The organism is Streptomyces sp. NPDC030021 (assembly GCF_055574035.1).
Window position 1 is genome coordinate 421,322 of sequence record NZ_JBVIAH010000001.1, and the last position, 21,493, is coordinate 442,814.

Annotated in this window: 17 protein-coding genes; 4 read left to right on the plus strand and 13 right to left on the minus strand. The window is 72.4% G+C overall.

Going from position 1 to position 21,493, the window contains the following annotated elements; all coding sequences use genetic code 11:
• On the plus strand, positions 1–3,873 hold a 3,873-nt coding region (locus ACZ4YL_RS01825; RefSeq protein ID WP_468113247.1), incomplete at its 5' end, for a beta strand repeat-containing protein.
• A gap of 305 nt (positions 3,874–4,178) precedes the next feature.
• Positions 4,179–5,600, plus strand: coding sequence for an NAD(P)/FAD-dependent oxidoreductase (locus ACZ4YL_RS01830; RefSeq protein WP_468113248.1), 1,422 nt, complete (start codon positions 4,179–4,181; stop codon positions 5,598–5,600).
• Between the two features lie 115 nt (positions 5,601–5,715).
• On the opposite strand, the gene ACZ4YL_RS01835 is transcribed toward ACZ4YL_RS01830, so the two are convergent.
• The 8 genes from ACZ4YL_RS01835 to ACZ4YL_RS01870 all read right to left on the minus strand — a co-directional run bounded on the left by ACZ4YL_RS01835 (position 5,716) and on the right by ACZ4YL_RS01870 (position 14,027).
• Entirely contained in the window at positions 5,716–6,717 is a 1,002-nt protein-coding gene (locus ACZ4YL_RS01835; RefSeq protein ID WP_468113249.1) for a TIGR03842 family LLM class F420-dependent oxidoreductase, read from the minus strand.
• Positions 6,718–6,736: 19 nt separating this feature from the next.
• Positions 6,737–8,137, minus strand: a complete 1,401-nt coding sequence (gene hydA / locus ACZ4YL_RS01840) for a dihydropyrimidinase (protein ID WP_373041576.1) — start codon at positions 8,135–8,137, stop codon at positions 6,737–6,739.
• Positions 8,138–8,146: 9 nt separating this feature from the next.
• Positions 8,147–9,442, minus strand: a complete 1,296-nt coding sequence (locus ACZ4YL_RS01845; RefSeq protein WP_468113250.1) for an aspartate aminotransferase family protein — start codon at positions 9,440–9,442, stop codon at positions 8,147–8,149.
• A complete protein-coding gene (locus tag ACZ4YL_RS01850) occupies positions 9,439–10,281 on the minus strand; it encodes a nitrilase-related carbon-nitrogen hydrolase (RefSeq protein ID WP_468113251.1) in 843 nt (280 codons plus the stop codon). The genes ACZ4YL_RS01845 and ACZ4YL_RS01850 overlap by 4 nt, the downstream gene beginning before the upstream one ends.
• 177 nt (positions 10,282–10,458) lie before the next feature.
• Positions 10,459–11,907: a hypothetical protein gene (locus ACZ4YL_RS01855; RefSeq protein WP_468113252.1), complete on the minus strand. Its 1,449-nt coding sequence runs from the start codon at positions 11,905–11,907 to the stop codon at positions 10,459–10,461.
• A 99-nt stretch (positions 11,908–12,006) separates the two neighbouring features.
• Positions 12,007–12,387 carry a PPOX class F420-dependent oxidoreductase gene (locus ACZ4YL_RS01860; RefSeq protein WP_468113253.1) on the minus strand — a complete coding sequence of 127 codons (381 nt, stop codon included), beginning with the start codon at positions 12,385–12,387 and terminating at the stop codon, positions 12,007–12,009.
• A gap of 82 nt (positions 12,388–12,469) precedes the next feature.
• On the minus strand, positions 12,470–13,669 hold the full coding sequence (locus ACZ4YL_RS01865) for an alginate lyase family protein (RefSeq protein WP_468113254.1): 1,200 nt from the start codon (positions 13,667–13,669) through the stop codon (positions 12,470–12,472).
• A gap of 106 nt (positions 13,670–13,775) precedes the next feature.
• Positions 13,776–14,027, minus strand: coding sequence for a helix-turn-helix domain-containing protein (locus ACZ4YL_RS01870; protein ID WP_468113255.1), 252 nt, complete (start codon positions 14,025–14,027; stop codon positions 13,776–13,778).
• Positions 14,028–14,091: 64 nt separating this feature from the next.
• Here ACZ4YL_RS01870 and map point away from each other — a divergent pair, with 64 nt between their 5' ends.
• Positions 14,092–14,859: a type I methionyl aminopeptidase gene (map, locus tag ACZ4YL_RS01875; RefSeq protein WP_468113256.1), complete on the plus strand. Its 768-nt coding sequence runs from the start codon at positions 14,092–14,094 to the stop codon at positions 14,857–14,859.
• A gap of 9 nt (positions 14,860–14,868) precedes the next feature.
• On the opposite strand, the gene ggt is transcribed toward map, so the two are convergent.
• Positions 14,869–16,668, minus strand: a complete 1,800-nt coding sequence (gene ggt / locus ACZ4YL_RS01880) for a gamma-glutamyltransferase (RefSeq protein ID WP_468113257.1) — start codon at positions 16,666–16,668, stop codon at positions 14,869–14,871.
• 101 nt (positions 16,669–16,769) lie between these two features.
• Between ggt and ACZ4YL_RS01885 the strand changes: the two genes are divergently transcribed.
• Complete coding sequence (locus ACZ4YL_RS01885; protein ID WP_468113258.1) at positions 16,770–17,495, plus strand: hypothetical protein; 726 nt, start codon at positions 16,770–16,772, stop codon at positions 17,493–17,495.
• On the opposite strand, the gene ACZ4YL_RS01890 is transcribed toward ACZ4YL_RS01885, so the two are convergent.
• From ACZ4YL_RS01890 to ACZ4YL_RS01905, 4 genes are all read right to left on the minus strand, one after another.
• A complete protein-coding gene (locus ACZ4YL_RS01890; protein WP_468113259.1) occupies positions 17,455–18,714 on the minus strand; it encodes a cytochrome P450 in 1,260 nt (419 codons plus the stop codon). The two genes, ACZ4YL_RS01885 and ACZ4YL_RS01890, sit on opposite strands and share 41 nt — an antisense overlap.
• A 69-nt stretch (positions 18,715–18,783) precedes the next feature.
• Positions 18,784–19,326: a hypothetical protein gene (locus tag ACZ4YL_RS01895; protein ID WP_468113260.1), complete on the minus strand. Its 543-nt coding sequence runs from the start codon at positions 19,324–19,326 to the stop codon at positions 18,784–18,786.
• Positions 19,323–20,768 carry an ATP-binding protein gene (locus ACZ4YL_RS01900; RefSeq protein WP_468113261.1) on the minus strand — a complete coding sequence of 482 codons (1,446 nt, stop codon included), beginning with the start codon at positions 20,766–20,768 and terminating at the stop codon, positions 19,323–19,325. The genes ACZ4YL_RS01895 and ACZ4YL_RS01900 overlap by 4 nt, the downstream gene beginning before the upstream one ends.
• Before the next feature lie 6 nt (positions 20,769–20,774).
• The gene (locus tag ACZ4YL_RS01905; protein ID WP_468113262.1) at positions 20,775–21,458 is read right to left on the minus strand and encodes a response regulator; all 684 of its coding nucleotides are present in this window, start codon (positions 21,456–21,458) and stop codon (positions 20,775–20,777) included.
• Positions 21,459–21,493 lie beyond the last annotated feature (35 nt).

A 21,493-nucleotide genomic window follows, 5' to 3' on the forward strand; every position in this document is an offset into this window, starting at 1 on the left:
GGCGGCACCGCATGCCTGACCACGACCGCACTGGAGACCGGCACGGTCACCGCCACCTACAACGGCGATGAATGCTTCTCCTCGTCCACCGGCACCGCGCCGGTGACCGTCAACCAGGCGTCGAGCACGGTGTCGGTGACGGTGGAGCCCAACCCGTCGGTATGCGGCGAAGCCGTGACGGTCTGCGCCACGGTCACCGCAGTCGCACCCGGCAGCGGCACCCCCACCGGAACCGTCACCTTCACCGGCCCCGGCGGGCTCAACGAGACCGTGACCCTGGACGCCGGCGGCACCGCATGCCTGACCACGACCGCACTGGAGACCGGCACGGTCACCGCCACCTACAACGGCGATGAATGCTTCTCCTCGTCCACCGGCACCGTGGATCTGGCGGTCAACCCGGCATCCAGTGCGGTGTCGGTGACGGTGGAGCCCAACCCGTCGGTATGCGGCGAGTCCGTGACCGTGTGCGCCACCGTCACCGCAGTCGCACCCGGCAGCGGCACCCCCACCGGAACCGTCACCTTCACCGGCCCCGGCGGGCTCAACGAGACGGTGACCCTGGACGCAGGCGGCACAGCCTGCGTCACCACGACCGCCTTGGAGACCGGCACGGTCACCGTCACCTACGCGGGTGACACCTGCTTCCTGCCGTCGACGGGCTCACTGGACGTGACCGTCAACCAGGCGTCGAGCGTGGTGTCGGTGACGGTGGAGCCCAACCCGTCGGTGTGCGGCGAGACCGTGACCGTGTGCGCCACCGTCACCGCAATGGCACCCGGCAGCGGTACCCCCACCGGAACCGTCACCTTCCTGCTGCCCGACGGCAGCACTCTTGTCGCGGGGCTGGACGCCGGCGGCACGGCCTGCGTCACCACGACCGCCTTGGAGACCGGCACGGTCACCGTCACCTACACGGGTGACACCTGCTTCCTGCCGTCGACGGGCACCTTCGACGTGACGGTCAACCAGGCGGCCAGCACGGTGGCGGTGACGGTCGAGCCCAACCCGTCGGTGTGCGGCGAGACCGTGACGGTGTGCGCCACCGTCACCGCAGTCGCGCCGGGCAGCGGCACCCCCACCGGAACGGTCACCTTCACCGGCCCCGGCGGACTGAACGTGACACTGACGCTGGACGCAGAAGGCACCGCATGCCTGACCACCAGCAGCCTCACCAGCGGCACGTACTCGGCCACCTACAACGGCGACTCCTGCTTCGCCGGCTCGGACGGTCTCTTCGACGTGACGGTCAACCAGGCCGCCAGCACCACCACCGTATCCGTCGACCCCAACCCCTCGGTGTGCGGTGAGACCGTGACGGTCTGCGCTACCGTCACCGCGGTCGCACCCGGCAGCGGCACCCCCACCGGAACCGTCACCTTCACCGGCCCCGGCGGACTCAACACGACCGTACCCCTGGACGCCGGCGGCACAGCCTGCGTCACCACCAGCAGCCTCACCAGCGGCACCGTCACAGCCGTCTACAACGGCGACGCATGCTTCACCACATCGACCGACACCCTCGACGTGACGGTCAACCAGGCGTCGAGCACGGTCTCGGTGACGGTGGAACCCAACCCGTCGGTGTGCGGCGAGACAGTGACGGTGTGCGCCACGGTCACCGCGGTCGCACCCGGCAGCGGCACCCCCACCGGAACCGTCACCTTCACCGGGGCCGGGCTGAACACGACCGTCCCCCTGGACGCCGGCGGCACGGCCTGCCTGACCACGACCGAGCTGGAGACCGGCACGGTCACGGCCGTCTACGACGGCGACGGTTGCTTCTCCTCGTCGACCGGCACCGCGCCGGTGACCGTCAACCAGGCATCCAGCGCGGTCTCGGTGACCGTGGACCCCGACCCGTCCGTATGCGGCCAGTCCGTGACGGTGTGCGCCAACGTCACCGCGGTCGCACCCGGCAGCGGCACCCCCACCGGAACCGTCACCTTCACCGGCCCCGGCGGACTCAACACGACGGTGCCCCTGAACGCGGGCGGCACGGCCTGCGTCACCACCAGCAGCCTCACCAGCGGCACCGTCACAGCCGTCTACAACGGCGACGGTTGCTTCTCCTCGTCGACCGGCACCGCGCCGGTGACCGTCAACCAGGCATCCAGCGCGGTCTCGGTAACGGTGACCCCCGACCCCTCGGTATGCGGCGAGCCCGTGACCGTGTGCGCCACCGTCACCGCGGTCGCACCCGGCAGCGGCACCCCCACAGGCACCGTCACCTTCACCGGCCCCGGCGGACTGAACGTGACACTGGCGCTCGACGCAGGCGGCACGGCCTGCCTGACCACCAGCAGCCTCACCAGCGGCACGTACTCGGCCACCTACAACGGTGACACCTGCTTCGCCGGCTCGGAGGGTCCGTTCGACGTGACGGTCAACCAGGCCGCCAGCACCACCACCGTGTCGGTGACCCCCAACCCCTCGGTGTGCGGCCAGTCCGTGACGGTGTGCGCGACGGTCACGGGAGCGGCCAGCAGCACCCCCACCGGAACGGTCACCTTCACCGGCCCCGGCGGACTGAACACGACCGTGCCCCTGGACGCGGGCGGCACGGCCTGCGTCACCACCAGCAGCCTCACCAGCGGCACCGTCACAGCCGTCTACAACGGCGACGGATGCTTCTCCTCATCGACCGGCACCGCGCCGGTGACCGTCAACCAGGCATCCAGCACCACCAGCGTGTCGGTGACCCCCAACCCCTCGGTGTGCGGCCAGTCCGTGACGGTGTGCGCCACCGTCACCGCGGTCGCACCCGGCAGCGGCACCCCCACCGGAACCGTCACCTTCACCGGCCCCGGCGGACTGAACACGACGGTGCCCCTGAACGCCAGCGGCACAGCCTGCGTCACCACCAGCAGCCTCACCAGCGGCACCGTCACAGCCGTCTACAACGGCGCGGGATGCTTCTCCTCGTCGACCGGCACTGCGCCGGTGACCGTCAACCAGGCGGCCAGTGCGGTGTCGGTGACGGTCACCCCCAACCCCTCGGTGTGCGGCCAGTCCGTGACGGTGTGCGCCACGGTCACCGCAGTGGCACCCGGCAGCGGCACCCCCACCGGAACCGTCACCTTCACCGGCCCCGGCGGACTCAACACGACGGTGCCCCTGAACGCGGGCGGCACGGCCTGCGTCACCACCAGCAGCCTCACCAGCGGCTCAGTCACGGCCGCGTACAACGGCGACGGATGCTTCAAGCCGTCGAAGGGCGCGACGGGCGTGACCGTGAACAACGCCCAGACCACGACCGCGCTCACCATCACCCCCAACCCCGCAGTCTGCGGCCGCCCGGTGACGTTCTGCGCCACGGTCACCACCGTCGCTCCGGGCAGCGGTACGCCCACCGGGACGGTCACCTTCACCGGACCCGGCGGCTTCGTCCAGACCGTGACACTCAACGCCGGCGGCACGGCCTGCGTCACCACCACCGCGGGCGCCAGCGGCACGGTCACCGCCGTCTACAACGGTGGTACCTGCCACAGTCCCTCGGCAACGTCGGCCAACCTGACCGTGAACCCGGCTCCCACGACGCTGACGGCGGCCCCGGCGCAGATCCGCCTGCGGACGAACGGCACGTTCGTCATCCAGTCGATGAGCGCCACGCTCAAGGTCACCTCCACCGCCGCTCCGCTCCCGGGACAACTGGTCACCTTCAGGGCGAACACGACGCTCGGGCCCGTCGTCCTCGGGACCGCGCTCACCAACGCCGGCGGGGTGGCGACACTGGCCCCGCCGACGCTGACGGTTCCCAGCACGGTGATCACGGCGACGAGCTACACCGCGTCCTTCGCGGGGACGAGCTGCTACGCCGCTTCCTCCGTGACGGCGCCGCTGACACTCGTCCTCGTCCCGCTCCTTCCCTGACCGAACACCGGTCACCGCTCCGGCCCGCCACGGGCCGGGGCGGGCCGGCTGTCCGGGGCGGCGGCCGTCGGCCGCCGCCCCGGACGCATGTGGACGGGTGGTTCTTCCGCGGCGGTCGCCGCGGATGCGACCATGATCCGGGCCGCTCGCGAGCGGCAGTGGACGCATACCGAGTCCCTGCAAGACGCTACTTCGACATGGGAGTTGCGCGCCGGGGACCCGGTTCCGCTGTTCCTGGCGCTCGCTTCGCCCGCGGTCCGGAACGTCCATGCGCACCATCGCGCCCGCGCAGAAGGCAGCCCGCCATGAGCCGAGCCACGAGCCACGCCCCCAGGCGTGTCGTCATCATCGGGGGCAGCCTCGCCGGCATGCTCGCGGCAGCAGCGGTCAAGGAACATGTCGATTCCGTCGAGATCCTCGAGGCCCACGAGTTGCCCGCAGGGCCCGAACCGCGCACCGGGGTTCCCCAAGCCGCCCATATCCACTGGCTGCAGGCCGGCGGCGCAGAGGCCATCGACGCCCTGCTGCCGGGCAGCATCGACCTGTTGATGGCCGCGGGCGCCCACCGCATACCGGTGACCACCGACATGGTGATCTACTCGCCCGAGGGTTGGTACCGGCGCTGGCAGCGCGCCACCCACTACGTGATCACCGCGAGCCGGGACCTGACAGACCTCGTGGTCCGCGAGGAGGTCCTGAAGGACTTGCGGGTCACCGTCCGTACGCACACCAAGGTGGTCGGGCTGCTCGGCGACCGCCATGCCGTCAAGGGCGTACGACTGCGTGGTGCCGACGGCATCGAGGCGGAACTGCGGGCCGACCTGGTCATCGACGCCTCCGGCCGGGCCTCCCGGCTGCCCCGGTGGCTTGCCCGGCTCGGACTCACCGGCCTCACCGAGGAGCGTCTCGACTCCGGCATGGTCTATGCGAGCCGCCTCTACCGGGCCCCGGTCCCCACACGCGGCTGGCCGGTCGTCGGCGTGCAGGCCGACCCGCTTCTGCGGCAGCCCGCCAAGGCCGGCGGCATTCTGCCGATCGACGGCGACCGCTGGCACGTCAGCCTGATGGGAGCCCCCGGCGGGGAGCCCACCCGCGCCGCCGAGCATTTCGAGCCCTTCGCCCGTACGCTGCGCCACCCCATCCTGGCCGACCTGCTGCAGCACGCCGAACCGCTCGGCGATGTCAGCGTCACCCACAGCACCGCGAATCGGCGCTACCACTACGAACGGCTCGGCGCGCGGCCCGACGGCCTGGTGGCACTGGGGGATTCCGTCGCCACCTTCAACCCTGTCTACGCACAGGGCATGTCGGTGGCAGCGCTGGGCGCCCTCGCGCTGCGCGACCTGCTCGCGACCGGCCCGACCCTCGACCTGGCCCACCGCGCGCAGCGCGCCATCGCCCGGCCCGTGAACACCGCTTGGGCCCTTGCCACCGGTCAGGACATCCATTTCACGACCACCCGGGGCAAGCGCCCGAAGCTCACCGACCGCCTTCTCCGCCGCTACGTCAGCCGCCTGTCCCGCACGGCGACCGGATCGTTCCGTGCCGCCACGGCCCTGACCGACGTCCTGGCGCTCCAGGCTCCGCCCGCTTCCCTGGTCAGACCCGGCGTGCTGTTGGCCGCCCTCATCGGCCCGTTGCGTCCTCGGCTCGACCACCCTCAGTTCAGCTCGGCCGAACGCGAGCTCCTGGACGGCCTGCCGCACCGAGAGACCTCACGGACCTGAATCCGGCCTCGCCAACACCCCTCCGGCCGCGACCGCGACCGGCAGAGCGAGCCGCCTCCCCCGCACGGGCGGTGTGCCCGGCGGGGGAGGCGGCTTGCTGGGCGGGTGCGGCAGGTCAGTCGCGCAGCACCGGAATGATGTGCTGGCCGTAGGCGTCGATCGTGGCCTCCCGCGCGTCGTGCATGTCGTAGACGGCGAACTGGTCGACGCCCAGGTCGCGCAGGGCCCGCAGCTTCTCGATGTGCGCCTCGGCCGGCCCCAGCAGGCAGAAGCGGTCGACGATCTCGTCGGGGACGAAGTCGGTGGACGGGTTCCCGGCCCGGCCGTGGTGGCTGTAGTCGTAGCCCTGGCGGGCCTTGATGTACTCGGTGAGCTCGTCGGGAACCATCGAGGAGTGCTCGCCGTAGCGGCCGACGAGGTCGGCGACGTGGTTGCCGACCATTCCGCCGAACCAGCGGCACTGGTCGCGGGCGTGCGCGAGGTCCTCGCTCACGTACGCGGGCGCCGCCACGCAGATGGTGATCTCCGCCGGGTCGCGGCCGGCCGCGACGGCGGCCTCGCGGACCGACTTGACCATCCACTCGGTCAGGTAGAGGTCGGCGAGCTGGAGGATGAACCCGTCGGCCTTCTCCCCCGCCAGGGCCAGGGCCTTCGGCCCGTACGCCGCCATCCAGACGGGGAGTTTCCCGTCGCGGACCCACGGCAGGCGGATCGGGTTGCCGTCCACCAGGGCCTCGCGGCCCTCGGCCAGGTCCCGGATGACGTCGATGGCCTCGCCCAGGCGGGCCAGGGTGTTGGGCTTGCGCCCGGCGACGCGCATCGCCGAGTCCCCGCGCCCGATCCCGCAGACGGTGCGGTTGCCGAACATGTCGTTGAGGGTGGCGAAGGTGGAGGCGGTCACCTCCCAGGTGCGGGTGCCGGGGTTGGTGACCATGGGGCCGATGTGCAGCTTGCGGGTGTGCTCCAGGATCTGGCTGTAGATGACGAACGGCTCCTGCCACAGCACGGCGGAGTCGAAGGTCCAGCCGTAGCGGAAGCCGTTGCGCTCGGCGCGCTTCATGAGGCTGATGACCTGGGAGGCGGGCGGGTCGGTCTGCAGGACGAGGCCGAAGTCCATGGGGCGGCTCCTTGACGCTTTACAGGTACTGGCAGGTGGAGCGGGGGACGAAGGCCCCGTGGCCGGCCCGGCCGGTGAATTCGCGCTGGTCGATGACGAGTTCGCCGCGCGAGAGCACGGTGTCGACGCGTCCGGTGATCCGCCTGCCCTCGTACGCCGAGTAGTCCACGTTCATGTGGTGGGTCTCGGCGGAGATGACCTGCTCGGCGTGCGGATCGTAGAGCACGATGTCGGCGTCGGAGCCCGGCGCGATGGTGCCCTTCTGCGGGTAGAGGCCGAACATCCGGGCCGGGGTCGCACACGCGATCTCGATCCAGCGGCGGCGGCTGATGTGCCCGTCCAGGACCGCCTGGTGGAGGAGGTCCATACGGTTCTCCACCCCCGGCAGCCCGTTGGGGATCTTCGAGAAGTCCCCGCGGCCCAGTTCCTTCTGGCCCCGGAAGCAGAAGGGGCAGTGGTCGGTGGAGACCACTTGGAGGTCGTTGGTCCGCAGGCCCCGCCACAGCGCCGCCTGGTGTTCCTTGGGCCGCAGCGGCGTGGAGCAGACGTACTTGGCGCCCTGGAAGTCGGGCTCCTCCAGGTTGTCGGTGGACAGGAAGAGGTACTGCGGACAGGTCTCCCCGAAGACCGGGAGGCCCTTGTCGCGGGCGGCGGCGAGCTCCGCCACCGCTTCCTCCGCCGAGACGTGGACCACGTACAGCGGGGCGCCCGCGACCCGCGCCAGCTGGATGGCGCGGTGGGTGGCCTCGGCTTCGAGGAGCACCTTGCGGACCTCACCGTGGTGACGGGGGTCGGTCTCCCCGCGCGCGAGGGCCTGTTCGACGAGGACGTCGATCGCGATGCCGTTCTCGGCGTGCATCATGATCAGCCCGCCGTTGGCGGCGCCGCGCTGCATGGCGCGCAGGATCTGCCCGTCGTCGCTGTAGAAGACGCCGGGGTAGGCCATGAACAGTTTGAAGGAGGTGACCCCCTCGCCGACGAGGTGGTCCATCTCCTTGAGCGTTCTCTCGTTGACGTCCGAGAGGATCATGTGGAAGGCGTAGTCGACGGCGCAGTTGCCGTCGGCCTTGGCGTACCAGGTGTCGAGTCCCTCGCGCAGGGAGTGGCCCACGCTCTGCACGGCGAAGTCGACGATGGTGGTGGTGCCGCCCCAGGCCGCGGCTCTGGTTCCGGTCTCGAAGGTGTCGGAGGCCGAGGTGCCTCCGAAGGGAAGTTCCATGTGGGTGTGCGCGTCGACCCCGCCGGGGATCACGTACTTCCCGGTCGCGTCGATCGTGCGGTCGGCCGTCCAGGCTCCGGCGGCCGCCGAGCCGTGTGCGGCCAGCGCCGCCACGCGGCCGTCCTCGATCAGGACGTCCGCGTGCACTTCGTCGGAGGCGGTGACGACGAGGCCGCCGCGGATCAGGGTGCGGATGCTCATGTGATCCCCCTACTGGATGCTGCGCAATGCCTGTTCGAGGATCTCGGCGCCCTCTTCCGCCTCGGCGACGGTGAGGGAGAGCGGCGGCGCGATGCGCAGCACGCTGGTGTTGTACCCGCCCCCCTTGCCGAGCAGCAGGCCGCCTTCGCGGGCCGCCTCCAGGACGGCGGCGGCCGCGTCCGGGTCGGCTTCGTCCGTGCCCGGCTTCGTGAGTTCGAGGCCGGCCATCAGGCCCCGGCCCCGGATCTCCCGTACGGCGGGGACGGTGGCGGCGATGCCGCGCAGCCGCTCCAGGAGCAGGCCGCCGACGCGGCGGGCGTTGCCCTGGAGGTCGTGCTCCAGCAGGTACGCGAGGTTGGCCACGCCGGCCGCCATGGTGACCGGGGAGCCGCCGAAGGTGGAGATGGAGTTGGAGTCCAGGCAGTTCATCACCTCGGCGCGGGCCACGACCCCGCCGATGGACATGCCGTTGCCGATGCCCTTGGCGAAGGTGAGGATGTCCGGCGGGCCGTTCTGGGCGTGTGCCTGCCAGCCCCAGAAGTTGTCGCCGGTGCGGCCCCAGCCGGTCTGCACCTCGTCGCTGATCCACAGGATGCCGTGGCGGTTCAGGACCTCGCGGAAGGCGCCGTAGAGGCCGTCGGGCGGGGAGGTGAAGCCGCCGACGCCCTGGATGGGTTCGGCGATGAGGGCGGCCACTCCCCCGCGGGCCTGGCCGAGTACGTCCTCCAGGTCCTCGACGGCGGCGGCGGTGAAGGCGGCGTCGTCCAGGTGGGCGAGGGGGCCGCGGGTGCGGACCGCGCCCTGGACGTAGTACGTCTGCAGCGGCGAGAGGCTGGTCGGGGACCAGCCGCGGTTGCCGGTGATCGAGACGGTGGAGAAGGACCGGCCGTGGTAGCTGTTGCGCATCGCCAGGATCTGGTTGGACCGGCGGTACGTCGTCGCGAGCAGCAGGGCGGTGTCGTTGGCCTCGGTGCCGGAGGTGGTGAAGAAGACCCGGGCGTCGGGGATGCCGGAGAGGGCGGCGACCCGCTCGGCCAGCTCGATCATCGGCCGGTTGAGGTACAGGGTGGAGGAGTGGATGATCCGTCCGGCCTGCTCGGACACGGCCTTGGTGACCTCGGGCAGGGCGTGCGCGGTCATCGTGGTGAGGATGCCGCCGAAGAAGTCGAGGTAGCGGTTGCCGTCCGCGTCCCAGACATGGCGGCCGTCGCCGTGGGTGAGCTCGATGGGGTGCTTGTAGTAGAGCGCGAGCCAGTCGGGCAGGACGGTGCGGTGGCGGCTGTGGAGCGGGGTCGGGTTGGTCACGGCTGTACGAGCCCTCCGTAGGCGTCGGGACGGCGGTCGCGGTAGAAGGCCCACTGGTCGCGGACCTCCTTGATCAGGTCGAAGTCGAGGTCGCGGACGACGAGTTCCTCGTCCTTGTCGCTGGCGACCTCCCCGACGAACTGGCCGCGCGGGTCGACGAAGTAGCTGGTGCCGTAGAAGTCGTTGTCGCCGTACTCCTCCTGGCCGACGCGGTTGATGGCGGCGATGAAGTACTCGTTGGCGACGGCGGAGGCGGGCTGCTCCAGCTGCCACAGGTACGCGGACAGGCCTCGGGAGGTGGCGGAGGGGTTGTAGACCAGCTGGGCGCCGGCCAGGCCCAGCTGGCGCCATCCCTCGGGGAAGTGGCGGTCGTAGCAGATGTAGACGCCGATCCGGCCGACGGCGGTGTCGAAGACGGGCCAGCCGAGATTGCCCGGACGGAAGTAGTACTTCTCCCAGAAGCCTTTGACCTGGGGGATGTGGTGCTTGCGGTACTTGCCCAGGTAGCTGCCGTCGGCGTCAATGACGGCGGCGGTGTTGTAGTAGAAGCCCTCGCTCTCCAGCTCGAAGACCGGTACGACGATCACCATGCCGGTCTCGCGGGCGAGGTCCTGCATCCGGCGTACGGTCGGGCCGTCGGGGACGGCCTCGGCCCAGCCGTAGTGCTCGGGCTCCTGGACCTGACAGAAGTAGGGGGCGTTGAAGACCTCTTGGAAGCCGATGATCTGCGCGCCCTCGGCTGCTGCCCGGCGGGCGTGCTCCTCGTGTTTGGCGATCATCGACTCGGTGTCTCCGGTCCAGGTGGCCTGGACCAGCGCGGCGCGGACGACTTGGGCCATGAGCTGCTCCTCGCGACGGGAACGCCGGGTTCTACGCACGTAGACGGTATGCGTAGGGAGTAGAACGTAGGCCTCGTCACAGCGTGGGGCAAGACCGCCGTGCGCGGTTGGAGTAGTCGATCACGTTACGTCGCCCCGCGGTCGAATGCGGTCAGGAGACGGGCGGGTTAGGAACCCCTACGCACCGGCGAGGCCCGCCACCCGCAGGGCGTGGACCAGGTCGCGGTGCCGGGGCCCGGGCAGCCCCCGGGCCGCCCGGAGCAGTCGCGGGGCGAACCACTGCGGGTCGTGCCGGGCCAGGCCCGCCGCCTCCTCGGCGGTGCGCACCCTGACGAAGGCGCCGAGCAGGGCGTCGGCCTCGCGGATCCGGCCGGCCCCGTCGAGGGCGAGCGCCGCGTCCGCGACCTCGGCGGCCGGGCGGGCGGCACCCTGGCGCAGCAGGGCGTCGCAGTCGGCCTCCCGGCCGGCGGCGCCGAGGGCGGCCGCGGCCGCCGCGAGCCGCTCGGGCGGGAGTGAGGCCGCCTCCCACAGCAGGGTGGCCCAGTCGGCCGCCAGCCCCGCCCCGGTCAGCTCGGCCGCGAGTGCGGGCAGGTGTTCGGCGGGCCGGGCCGCGGCCTCGCACAGCAGGGCGTGCGCCTCACCGCTGCGGCCCTGGGCGCGCAGGGCGAGCAGGGCGGCGGCGACGGCTCCGGGGACGCCCGCCGAAGGCCCGGCCCGGTGCTCGGGACGCGGGACGGGGCGGGGCGCGGGCTCGGCGGTGCCGGGGGCCTCGGGTGCGGGGGCGTCCGGGATGCCGAAGCGGGCTCCGCGCGGCGCGGGGAGCGCGGCGCCGGGACCGGAACCCGGCGTGCCGTCCCCGCCGGGGTGTCCCGGCGGCGGGGTGAAGGCCGGGGCCTCGGGAGCCGCCGAGCCCGCGTACCGGGCGCCGCCGGAGCGTCGCGCACCGCGCAGCCACCGCCCCTCGGCCCGGCCGACCGGTGCCTCGGCGCGCGCGGGGGGCTCCTCGGCGGCGGGCGCTTGCGGCGCGGCGTTCGGCCCGGCGACCGGCCCGTTGCCCGGTTCGGCGCCCGGCCCGTTGCCCGGCCCGGCGCTCGGTTCGGCGCGCGCCGTCCGCTGCCGGGGCACCCCGGGCAGCCACTCCGCGGTCTCCGGCCGCGCCGGCCACTGCCCGTCGGGGCCCGCCCGCAGGGCCCGCAGGCGGGCAGCCAGGTCTTCGTGCCGGGCCACGGCGCGGGCCACGTCGTCCTGGGCCCAGGAGAGTTCCCGGGTGAGGGCGTCCGTCCCGGTCCGGTCGGCGGCCCTGCCGAGGCGTACCGTCAGGCTCCGCAGGGCCGTCTGCGCCTCGGCCCGCTGCGCCACCGCCGCCGCGATCAGGGTCCGCAGCTCCCCCTCGCCGCCCGGCAGCCGGTCCCACACCGCTACGGCCGCCGCCCTCAGCTGGGCCGCGTATACGGTCTCCCGCGCCGCGAACTCCGCCCCGCGCGCCCCGGCCAGGTCCCGGAGCAGCGATTCCACCACGTCCCACGGGGGCATCGCCGCCCCGTCGAGACAGGCCTTCATCCCCTCCGGATCCCGGCGCAGGAACTCCCCGTACCAGCCTGCCCCGGGATCCAGCCTCTGCGTCAATCCCCTTAAGTATCCCGAGAGTTGACTGATCGCCAGCGAAGTCGCGGTCTCCATGACCGCATTGGATCCCACCTGTGTTACGGGCGGGCTACGGGAGTCTCAAAGCTTGACGGCGATCGCGGTGTGCGGACGCCGGCCCCGGCGCGCCAGGGCGGCGGGCACGTCCACCAACCAGAACTGCCAGCCGTACTTGCGCGACATCAGCTTCCGCACCCGCCCCAGCCCCGCCTCGTCGAGCAGCCGGGCCTCGCCCTCCCGCGTCTGCGCCCCTTCCCCGACGCGCCCGCGCATGTCGCAGGCGGTGACGGTGACCCGCCCGTTGTTGCGGATCCGCTTGACCTTCCACGAATCGCTGCGCGTCCACACGTACAGCTCACCCCCGTCGGCGACCGCCCACACCGGTGTCGCCACGGGCGTGCCGTCCTTGCGGAAGGTGGTGAGACTGACGTACCGCGCCCTGCCGAGCTCTTCGAGATCCATGACCGCACCCTAGGGGGTGTCTTGTCGGTCGGGCCGGATCAGGCCGCGAGCCCGGCCCGACCGGCAAGACACCCAGGGGATGTCAGGCGGGCGGGGTCTCTCCGTGGCTGACCGTTTCCCAGGCCACGAACAGCTCGTCCGTTCCGGCCGGCCGCGTCTTCTCGACCAGGGCGCGGGTGTACGGGAGCTTCGCGCCGGTCCGCGTCTCGTAGTGGTGCAGGGCCACCTCCAGGTCGGGCCCCATGGTCCGCTCCACCTTGCCCCCGCACAGCCACGGCGGGGCCTCGGCCCCGAGCTGGTACTTCGCATGGAACTCCAGCGCGGTGCGCAGCCGGGCGGACTGCTCGCCGTACAGGTCGACGCCCTGGTGCCAGGCCGTCTCGGCGATGTGCGCGGACGCGGCGAGCGCGTAGCCGACGTGCATCAGGTTGCGGCAGGTCTCCTGGGCGATGCCGTCGACGTAGGTGCCCTGGTCGAACCAGTACGCCTTGACCTGGGCGGCCGTCGCGATGGCGGCGTACGGCGGGGCCATCGGGCGCGGGCCGTCCATCCGGAGGTAGAAGTACGCCGGCACGCGCGCCCGGAACCGCTCCAGGGACTCCCGGAAGATCGCCTGGTCCTCCAGGAAGACGGCGATGGAGACGGCGGCGTCGGTCATGGCCAGTTCCCAGTTGCCGTTGTAGGCGGGCACCTGGGCGCGGACGGCCGGCAGGTAGGCCTTGCGCAGCATCTCCTTGAACCGGGTGACCCGGGGCTCCTCCCAGTTCGGGTAGTCGGCGTGCACGATCTCGGCGGCCCGGGCCCAGCTGGATCCGGACCAGGCGGCCTGGAGTCCGGCGTTGTCCTCGCGGTGCTTCTTCATCACGGCCGACCAGGCGTCCATGATCTGTACGGCCTTGCGCGCGTGGGCGGTCCTGCCGTTCACCGACCACAGCAGGGCGTGGGTGTAGGCGGCGATCGCGTCCTGCCGTTCGTCGAGACAGGACTGCGGTCCGCTGTTGAAGGGGCAGGGCACCACGCCGGCCGGGTGCGGGGTGTAGTCGAGCGAGGCGTATCGGCTGCCCAGGAGGGCCCGGTACGCAGAGAGCCAGGGTTCCTTGCCGGCCGCGACCATCTGCTTCGCCTGCCGGAGCTGGCCGTGGCTGACGACGACGCCGGGGTGGCGGAAGACCACGTCGCCCGCGCGGGGGCGGCCTTCGGGGACGGCACACGCCGCGAGCAGCAGGCCGCCCGCGAGGAGGGCGCCGACGACTGCGAAACCGACTCGCTTGGATGCGTTCATGGCTGGCACGCCTTCACGCTTGCCCCGCGCTCCGGAGGTCCCACCGCCGATTGGGCCGTCTGGCCGCCGGGCCCGCCCGAACGGCAGGCCCGGACACGGCCCGGGCTCAGGCCGGGACGACGGCGCAGCGGCGCAGCAGGTCGTCCAGGGAGAGACCGAGGGCCGCGGCGAGGGCGGCGACCGTGAAGAAGGCGGGGGTGGGTGCCCGGCCGGTCTCGATCTTGCGCAGGGTCTCGGCGGAGAGCCCGGCGCCGGCCGCGACCTCGACCATGCTCCGGTCGCCGCGAGCCTCGCGCAGCAGGATGCCGAGCCGCTCGCCGCGCTCGCGCTCTTCGGGGGTGAGGGGGGTACGGACCATGCCGTCATCCTACCCCGCACACCAATAACTATCCCGTTATTCTTATACCGGTATAGTTATTGGCATGGTGAAACTGAAGACGGACCGAGAGATCGACGAGATGCGGGCCGCGGGCCGGGTGGTCGCCCGCGCCCTGGCCGCCGTACGGGAGGCCGCCGACGTGGGGGTGTCCCCGCTGGACCTGGACCGGGTGGCGCGCGAGGTGCTCCGCGAGGCCGGCGCGACCTCGCCCTTCCTGGGCTACCGGCCGAGGTTCGCACCGGTGCCCTTCCCCGCCTCGGTGTGCCTCTCGGTCAACGACGCGATCGTGCACGGCATCCCCGGCGAGCAACTGCTGCAGGACGGCGACCTGGTCAGCGCCGACTTCGGGGCGCTGCTCGGCGGCTGGGCCGGCGACGCGGCCATCAGCTTCACGGTCGGCCGGGCCCGCCCCGCCGACCTCCGGCTGATCGAGACCTCCGAGGCGGCCCTCGCGGCCGGGATCGCCGCCGCCGTGCCCGGCAACCGGATCGGCGACATCGCCCACGCGATCGGTGCCACCTGCCGAGCCGCCGGGTACGGGGTGCCGGACGGCTTCGGCGGCCACGGCATCGGCCGCACCATGCACGAGGACCCGGGCGTGCCCAACGAGGGCCCGCCGGGACGCGGCATGAAGCTGCGCCCCGGCCTGGTCCTCGCCATCGAGCCGATGCTGATCGCGGGCGGCACGGACGACTACACCTGCGACGCGGACGGCTGGACCCTGCGCACCGTCGACGGCAGCCGCGCCGCCCACTCGGAGCACACGGTCGCGATCACCGCCGACGGTCCGCGGATCCTCACCGCCCTCTAGGGAAGGGCGCTACGGCTTCCCGTACGGGCGGACCACCATCGCCGAGCCGCCGCCCCGGCGGCTGGTCTCGGCCGCCGCCAGCCAGCGGCCGTCCGGCAGCCGCTGCACGCCGGTCGCGGCGCCGATCTCCGGATTCTGCCGGAAAGCGTGGCCGATCGCCTCCAGCTCCGCGCGCAGCGGGCTGTTCCACAGGCCCGGCTCCAGCTCGGTGGTGGTCTGGTTGCGCTGGCTGGCCCGCGGCGCGGCGATCGCGTCGACCAGCGGCAGCCCCCGGTCCAGGTGGCCGATCAGGGTCTGCAGCACGGTGGTGATGATGGTGGCACCGCCCGGGGAGCCCACCGCGAGCACCGGGCGGCCGTCCTCCAGCACGATCGTCGGGGACATGGACGAGCGCGGCCGCTTGCCGGGGCCGGGCAGGTTCGGGTCCGGGACGCCGGGCGAAGCCGGGGCGAAGGAGAAGTCGGTCAGCTCGTTGTTGAGCAGGAAGCCGCGCCCGGGAACGGTGATCGCGCTGCCGCCGGTGGACTCGATGGTCAGGGTGTAGGAGACCACGTTGCCCCAGCGGTCGGCGACCGTCAGGTGCGTGGTGTTCTCCCCTTCGTACGTGGTCGGGGCGGCCTGGCCGGAGCCGCCGCAGGCCGCCGGGTGGCGCGGGTCGCCGGGGGCCAGCGGGCTGGTCAGCGTACGGTCCGGCGCGATCAGGCAGCCGCGCGAGTCGGCGAACCGCTGCGAGAGCAGCTCACGCGTGGGCACGTCCACCGCCGCCGGGTCACCGACCCAGCGGCCCCGGTCGGCGAAGGAGATCCGCGAGGCCTCGATGAAGCGGTGCAGGTACTGCGTCTCGGACAGCTTCGAGAGGTCGGTCCGCTCCAGGATGTTCAGCGCCTCGCCGACGGTGGTGCCGCCGGAGGAGGAGGGCGCCATGCTGTAGACGTCCAGGCCGCGGTAGCTCACCCGGGTCGGGTCCTGCCGCTTGGTCGCGTACGCGCGCAGGTCGGCGGTGGTCAGGTCGCCGGGGCGGACCTTGCGGGTGGCCGCCGGGTCCACCGGGGGTGTGCGCACCGCCCGGACGATGTCCTCGGCGAGGGGTCCGCGGTAGAGGGCGCCGGTCCCCTTGCGGCCGAGTTCGGCGTAGGTGGTGGCAAGATCGGGGTTCTTGAAGGTGGAGCCGACCACCGGCAGGGCGCCGCCCGGCAGGAAGAGCTTCGAGGTCGCCGGGAAGTCCTTGAAGCGGTCCTGGTTGAGCTCGGTCTGGGCCCGGAAGGTGCTGTCCACCGTGAAGCCCTCGCGGGCCAGTTTCTCGGCGGGCTTCAGCAGCGCGCCGAGCGGGCGGGTGCCCCAGGCGTCGAGGGCGCTCTTCCAGGTGGCGGGGGTGCCGGGCACGCCGACCCCGAGGCCGCTGGTCTGGCCCTCCGCGAAGGGGATGGGGAGGCCGTTCTCCTGGAACAGTGCCTCGGTGGCGGTGGCGGGGGCGGTCTCGCGGCCGTCGATGGTGTGCACCCGGTGCGAGCGGGCGTCGTAGTAGACGAGGTAGCCGCCTCCGCCGACGCCCGCCGAGTAGGGCTCGGTCACCCCGAGCGCGGCGGCGGTGGCGATCGCCGCGTCCACGGCGTTGCCGCCGGAGCGCAGGACGCCGATGCCCGCGGCGGTGGCGTCGGCGTCGACGCTGGCGACGGCCCCGCCGTAGCCGGCGGCGACCGGCACCTTGGCCGGTGAGGTGGTCGTGGTGGGCGGGGCCGCGGCCCCGGTGGAGACGAGCGCCCCGGCGAGGGCGACGAGCGCAAACTGACGTGCGGCGGGAGCACGCATGCGGTTCCTCCGGTCGACGGCCGGTCAGGTCTGGTTCGCGCAGCGTAACTTCACCGCACCCCCCGCGTCAGGAAGGCCGCCCGGCCGCTACCATCCGCCGCATGAACGACGACGTGCGCAACATCGTGCTCGGGGTGATAGCCACCGCCGTCAGCGGCGGGTTCGGCTGGTTCGCCCGGACCTACCTGTGGCGCCGTACACTGCGCCGCAAGCAGGGGTTCTTCGGACTGCCGGCCGGCGCCGAGTGCCTGTTCGTGGTCAACCGGCAGATGGGCGGCAAGGAGTCGTCGGTGCACCGCAACGACGCGTTCGCGCTGCTGGAGATATCCGCGCTGATCAAGGACTGCGGGGCCAACGTCCAGATCGTCACGCACGACGAGGCGCGTCAGGGCTTCGGCGAGCGCGCCGAGTTCTGCGTCGGCGGCCCGACGTCCAACTCCCGTACGGTGGCGCACCTGGCCTCGATGCTGCCGGGGGTACGGGTGAACGTCGACACCCAGGAGCACGAGGACCGGGGCGCGATCCAGGTGGGCGGCGAGAGCTACCGGTGGGCCAAGGGGCGGGTGGAGTACGTGCTGCTGGCCAGGCTGACGGGCGCGCAGGGCGGCCGCCCCGTCTTCCTGCTCTCCGGGCAGACGGCGGTCAGCAACCAGGCCGCCGCCCGCTATCTCGCCCGCAACCACGAGCGGCTGGCCCGCACGTACGGGAAGGATCCCTTCTGCCTGGTGCTGAAGGTGGTCAACTCCGATGCCTACGGCCCCGATGTGACCGAGCTCGCGGCCGATGTCACCCGGGCCGCCCTGACACCCGAACCGGCAGCCGTGTGATCCCGTTGATGAAGTTGGAGACCAGCCTCCGGGGCGGTCCCGCCAGTTCCGGCGCGGGCATGGCCGCACACCACTCCTCGTAGAGGATGCGCAGCTGGAGCCGGGCGAAGTGGGCGCCGAGGCAGACGTGCGGGCCCTCCCCGAAGGAGACGTGCGGGTTGGGCGTCCGCGCCAGGTCGAGGCGGCCGGGGTCGGTGAAGACGCGCTCGTCGTGGTTGGCGGAGGCGTGGAAGACCACCACCTTGTCCCCGGCGCGGATGGAGCGCCCGGCCAGCTCGGTGTCGACGGCGGCCGTGCGGCGGAAGCTGAGCACCGGCGGGTGGACGCGCAGGAGTTCGTCGACGGCCCGGTCGAACGGGACGGTTCCGTCCGCGAGCCGCCGGTAGGCGTCCGGGGCCCCGGCCAGTGCGAGCAGGCCGCCGGGGGCGGCGCTGCGTACGGTGTCGTTGCCCGCCACGGTGAGCAGGAAGAAGAACATCTCCAGTTCGGCCGGGTCGAGTCCGGCCCCGGCGAGGGCGGTCATCACGTCGTCGCCGGGGTGGGCGCGCTTGTGGTCGGCCAGTTCGCGGGCGTACGCGAACATCTCGCCGAGCAGGGCCGGGGAGCGCGGGTTGAGCGGTGTGCCGTCCGGGCCGAGGCGCGGCGGCGGGGCGTCGTCGGGGTCCTGGTACCCGATGATCCGTACGGTCCACTCCAGCAGCAGGGCCCGGTCGGCGGCCGGGACACCCAGCAGGTCGGTGAGGTTCAGCAGCGCGTACTCGTCGGTGACGGCGCGTACGAGGTCGGCGGCGCCGTCCTCGGCGTCCTGGCGGGCGGCGGCGAGCAGGGCGCGGGCGCGCTCCCGTACCCGCCCGGCGAAGGCGTCGACGCGGGCGGGGGTGAAGGCGCGGGACACCAGCCGCCGCAGCCGGCCGTGTTCGGGTGGGTCCTGGTTGAGCATGGTGCGGCGCAGGAAGGGCAGGTCGGCCGGGTCGGGGTCGCGGATCTGGGTGGCGCCCAGCCAGGAGGAGTACGTCCGGTGGTCGCGCAGGACCCGTACGACATCGGCGTGCCGGGTGACGGCCCAGAAGCCCGGGCCGGCGGGCCAGCCCTGGATCTCCGGCTCCGCCTGCCAGGCCACGGGGTGCCGCTCGCGCAGCAGCCGGTAGCGCTCGTGCGGGATGCCGGAGGCGTAGATGCGGGGGTCGAAGACGTCGGGGACGTCCGCGGCGTGGTCCATGGGGCCACCGTGACGGGTGCGCGGCCCTGACCGCAAGGGCGCGGCCGCGGCCGGGTACCTACGAGCCCGTCAGCGCTTCAGGTCGCATTCGGCAGGGGCGAGGGTGGTGTCGCTGCCCTGCAGGGTGACGGGGCTGAGGGTGTCCTTCACGGCGGAGACGCCGATGGTGCACACGAGCTGCATGCGGGCCAGTGCCGACAGGTTGCCCACGGCGAACGGCACCCGGACCGTGATCCCCTCGTGCGAGTACGGGCTCACCGCGAGCTTCTCCGTCCCCTGACTGGCGGGCAGCTGGGGCAGACCGGTGGTGAGCCCGGCCTCGTCGGCCCGGCCGCGGGGGCCTTCCAGCAGCAGGCGCAGCAGCACCACGGGATTGAGGTCGTAGCCCGCCAGCAGGCTGAACGGGGCCGGGACGAGCCGGTCGCCCTCCTTGGAGAGGAAGTAGACATAGGTGCTTTTCTTGCCATCGGCGACCTTGACGGTGGCGGCGTGGCCGCTGTCGATGACCCCGCTGCGTTTGATCCCGCATCCGGTGAGCAGCAGGGCGCAGCTCACCAGCGCCGCCGTGGCCACGGCCGCCCGGGACCTCGTCCTCGTCCTGCGCCCTGTCATACGTGGGCCTCCAGCGGCATGTCGAGGGTGAAGACCGCTCCCCCGGCGGACCCGTTGGCCGCGAGGAGGGTTCCGCCGTGCAGGCGGACGTTCTCCAGGGTGATGGCGAGGCCGAGACCACTGCCGGCGGAACGGGTCCTGGCCGCGTCGGCCTTGAAGAAGCGGTCGAAGATGTGCGGCAGCACCTCGGGGGCGATGCCGGGGCCGCTGTCGGCGACGTCGATCAGCAGCCGTTCGCCGTCCTCGCCCGGTGCGGTCCGTACGGTGATGCGCACGGGGGCGCCGCCGTGCCGCAGGGCGTTGCCGACGAGGTTGGCGAGGATCACGTCGAAGCGGCGCGGGTCGAGCCGGGCGCGCACCTGGTCCGGCAGCTCGGCGACGATACGGTCGTCGACCCAGTGGCGGCGCTCCAGGGTCTTGCGCACCGCTTCGGCGATGTCCACGTCGTCGAGGTTGAGCTCGGCGGCCCGGGCGTCGAAGCGGGAGATCTCCATCAGGTCCTCGACGAGGACGGCGAGCTTGCCCGTCTCGGCGCTGACCAGGCGCAGGGCCTTGGCGGTGTCGGCGTCGAGGTGTTCGGCGTCCTCGTCGAGGACCTCGGTGACGGCCAGCATTCCGGCAAGGGGGGTGCGCAGTTCGTGGGAGACGTCGGAGGCGAAGCGGCGGGCGCGTACCTCCGCGTCCTGGAGCTCGCGCACGGACTGCTCCAGGGCGCGTGCGGTCTCGTTGAAGGTGCGGGCGAGCCCGGCGAGCTCGTCGGCGCCCCGGACCTCGATCCGGGTGTCGAGGCGGCCGCGGCCGAGGTGCTGGGCGGCCCGCCGCATGTCGCGGACCGGCCGCAGCACGCTGCGGGCGGCCAGCAGCGCGGGCACGATGGCGATGGCCAGGCCCGGGACGGCGCCCTGCTTGGCGGCGTCGACCATGGCCTCCACGGTCTGCTTCTCGGTGGAGAGCGGGACGCTGGCGTAGATGACGGCCCCGGTGGATTCGGTGAAGCCGTTGTGCTCGAAGAGGGCGGGGACGCCGATGGTGAGCCACGGGTTGCCGCGCGCGTCCTCGACCCGCTGGAAGGCGGTGTAGTCGTGGCGGCGGACCTTCTCGCGCAGGTTGTCGGTGATCACGCTGGAGGTCGGCGTGCCGGGATTGGTGGAGACCCGCACGCTGCCGTACTCGCCGAAGATGATCCACGGGTGCGGTTTGCCGCGCTTGCCGAGTTCGATGACGATGCGCTGGAGCTCCTGCTGGTCCAGCGGAAGACGGAACTCCTGCTGCTCGACCTGGTCCCGCAGGGTGCTGATGGCGGTGTCCTGGGTCTGCTTGAGGATCGCGTTGCGCGCCTGCTGGTAGGTGAGGGCGGCGGTGGTCACCGCGCTGATCGCGGCGACCAGCAGGAAGGCCGCGATCAGTCGGGTGCGCAGGCCCAGCGGCGCGATGCGTCTCACGGTCGCCTACAGGGGACCGAAGCGGTAGCCGAAGCCGCGCACGGTCTGTATGTAGCGGGGGCTCGCGTCGGGGTCCTCGACCTTGGTGCGCAGCCGGCGCACGCAGGCGTCCACGAGCCGGGCGTCGGCGTGGTAGCTGTGGTCCCAGACGTATTCGAGGAGTTGCTGGCGGGAGAAGACCTGCTCGGGCGAGGCCGACAGGTGCAGCAGGAGCTTGATCTCGCTGGGGGCGAGGGGCACGCGCTCGCCGTTCTTGGCGACGCTCAGCCCGGCGCGGTCGACGGTCAGCTCACCGTGGTGCTCGACCCCGGGGCGGGTGCCCACGGGGTCGCTGAGCCGGCGCAGTACGGCTTTGATGCGGGCCTCGATGACCTCGGTGCGGGCGGGTTTGACGATGTAGTCGTCGGCGCCGGCCTCCAGGCCGACGACTATGTCGAAGTCGTCGCCGCGGGCGGTGAGCATGATGATCGGCACCTGGCTGGTCTCGCGGATGCGGCGGCAGACCTGGACGCCGTTGATTCCCGGCAGCATCAGGTCGAGCAGGACGAGCTCGGGGCGGAAGCCGCCCATCAGCGCCAGTCCTTCCTCGCCGGTCTCGGCGGCACTCACGTCGTGGCCCCGGCGGCGCAGGCCGAGGCCGACCCCCTCGCGGATGGAAGGGTCGTCCTCGATCAGCAGTACGCGTGGCATCCGGTCAGTATCCCAAAGGTGTTGCGGGGCCTTGC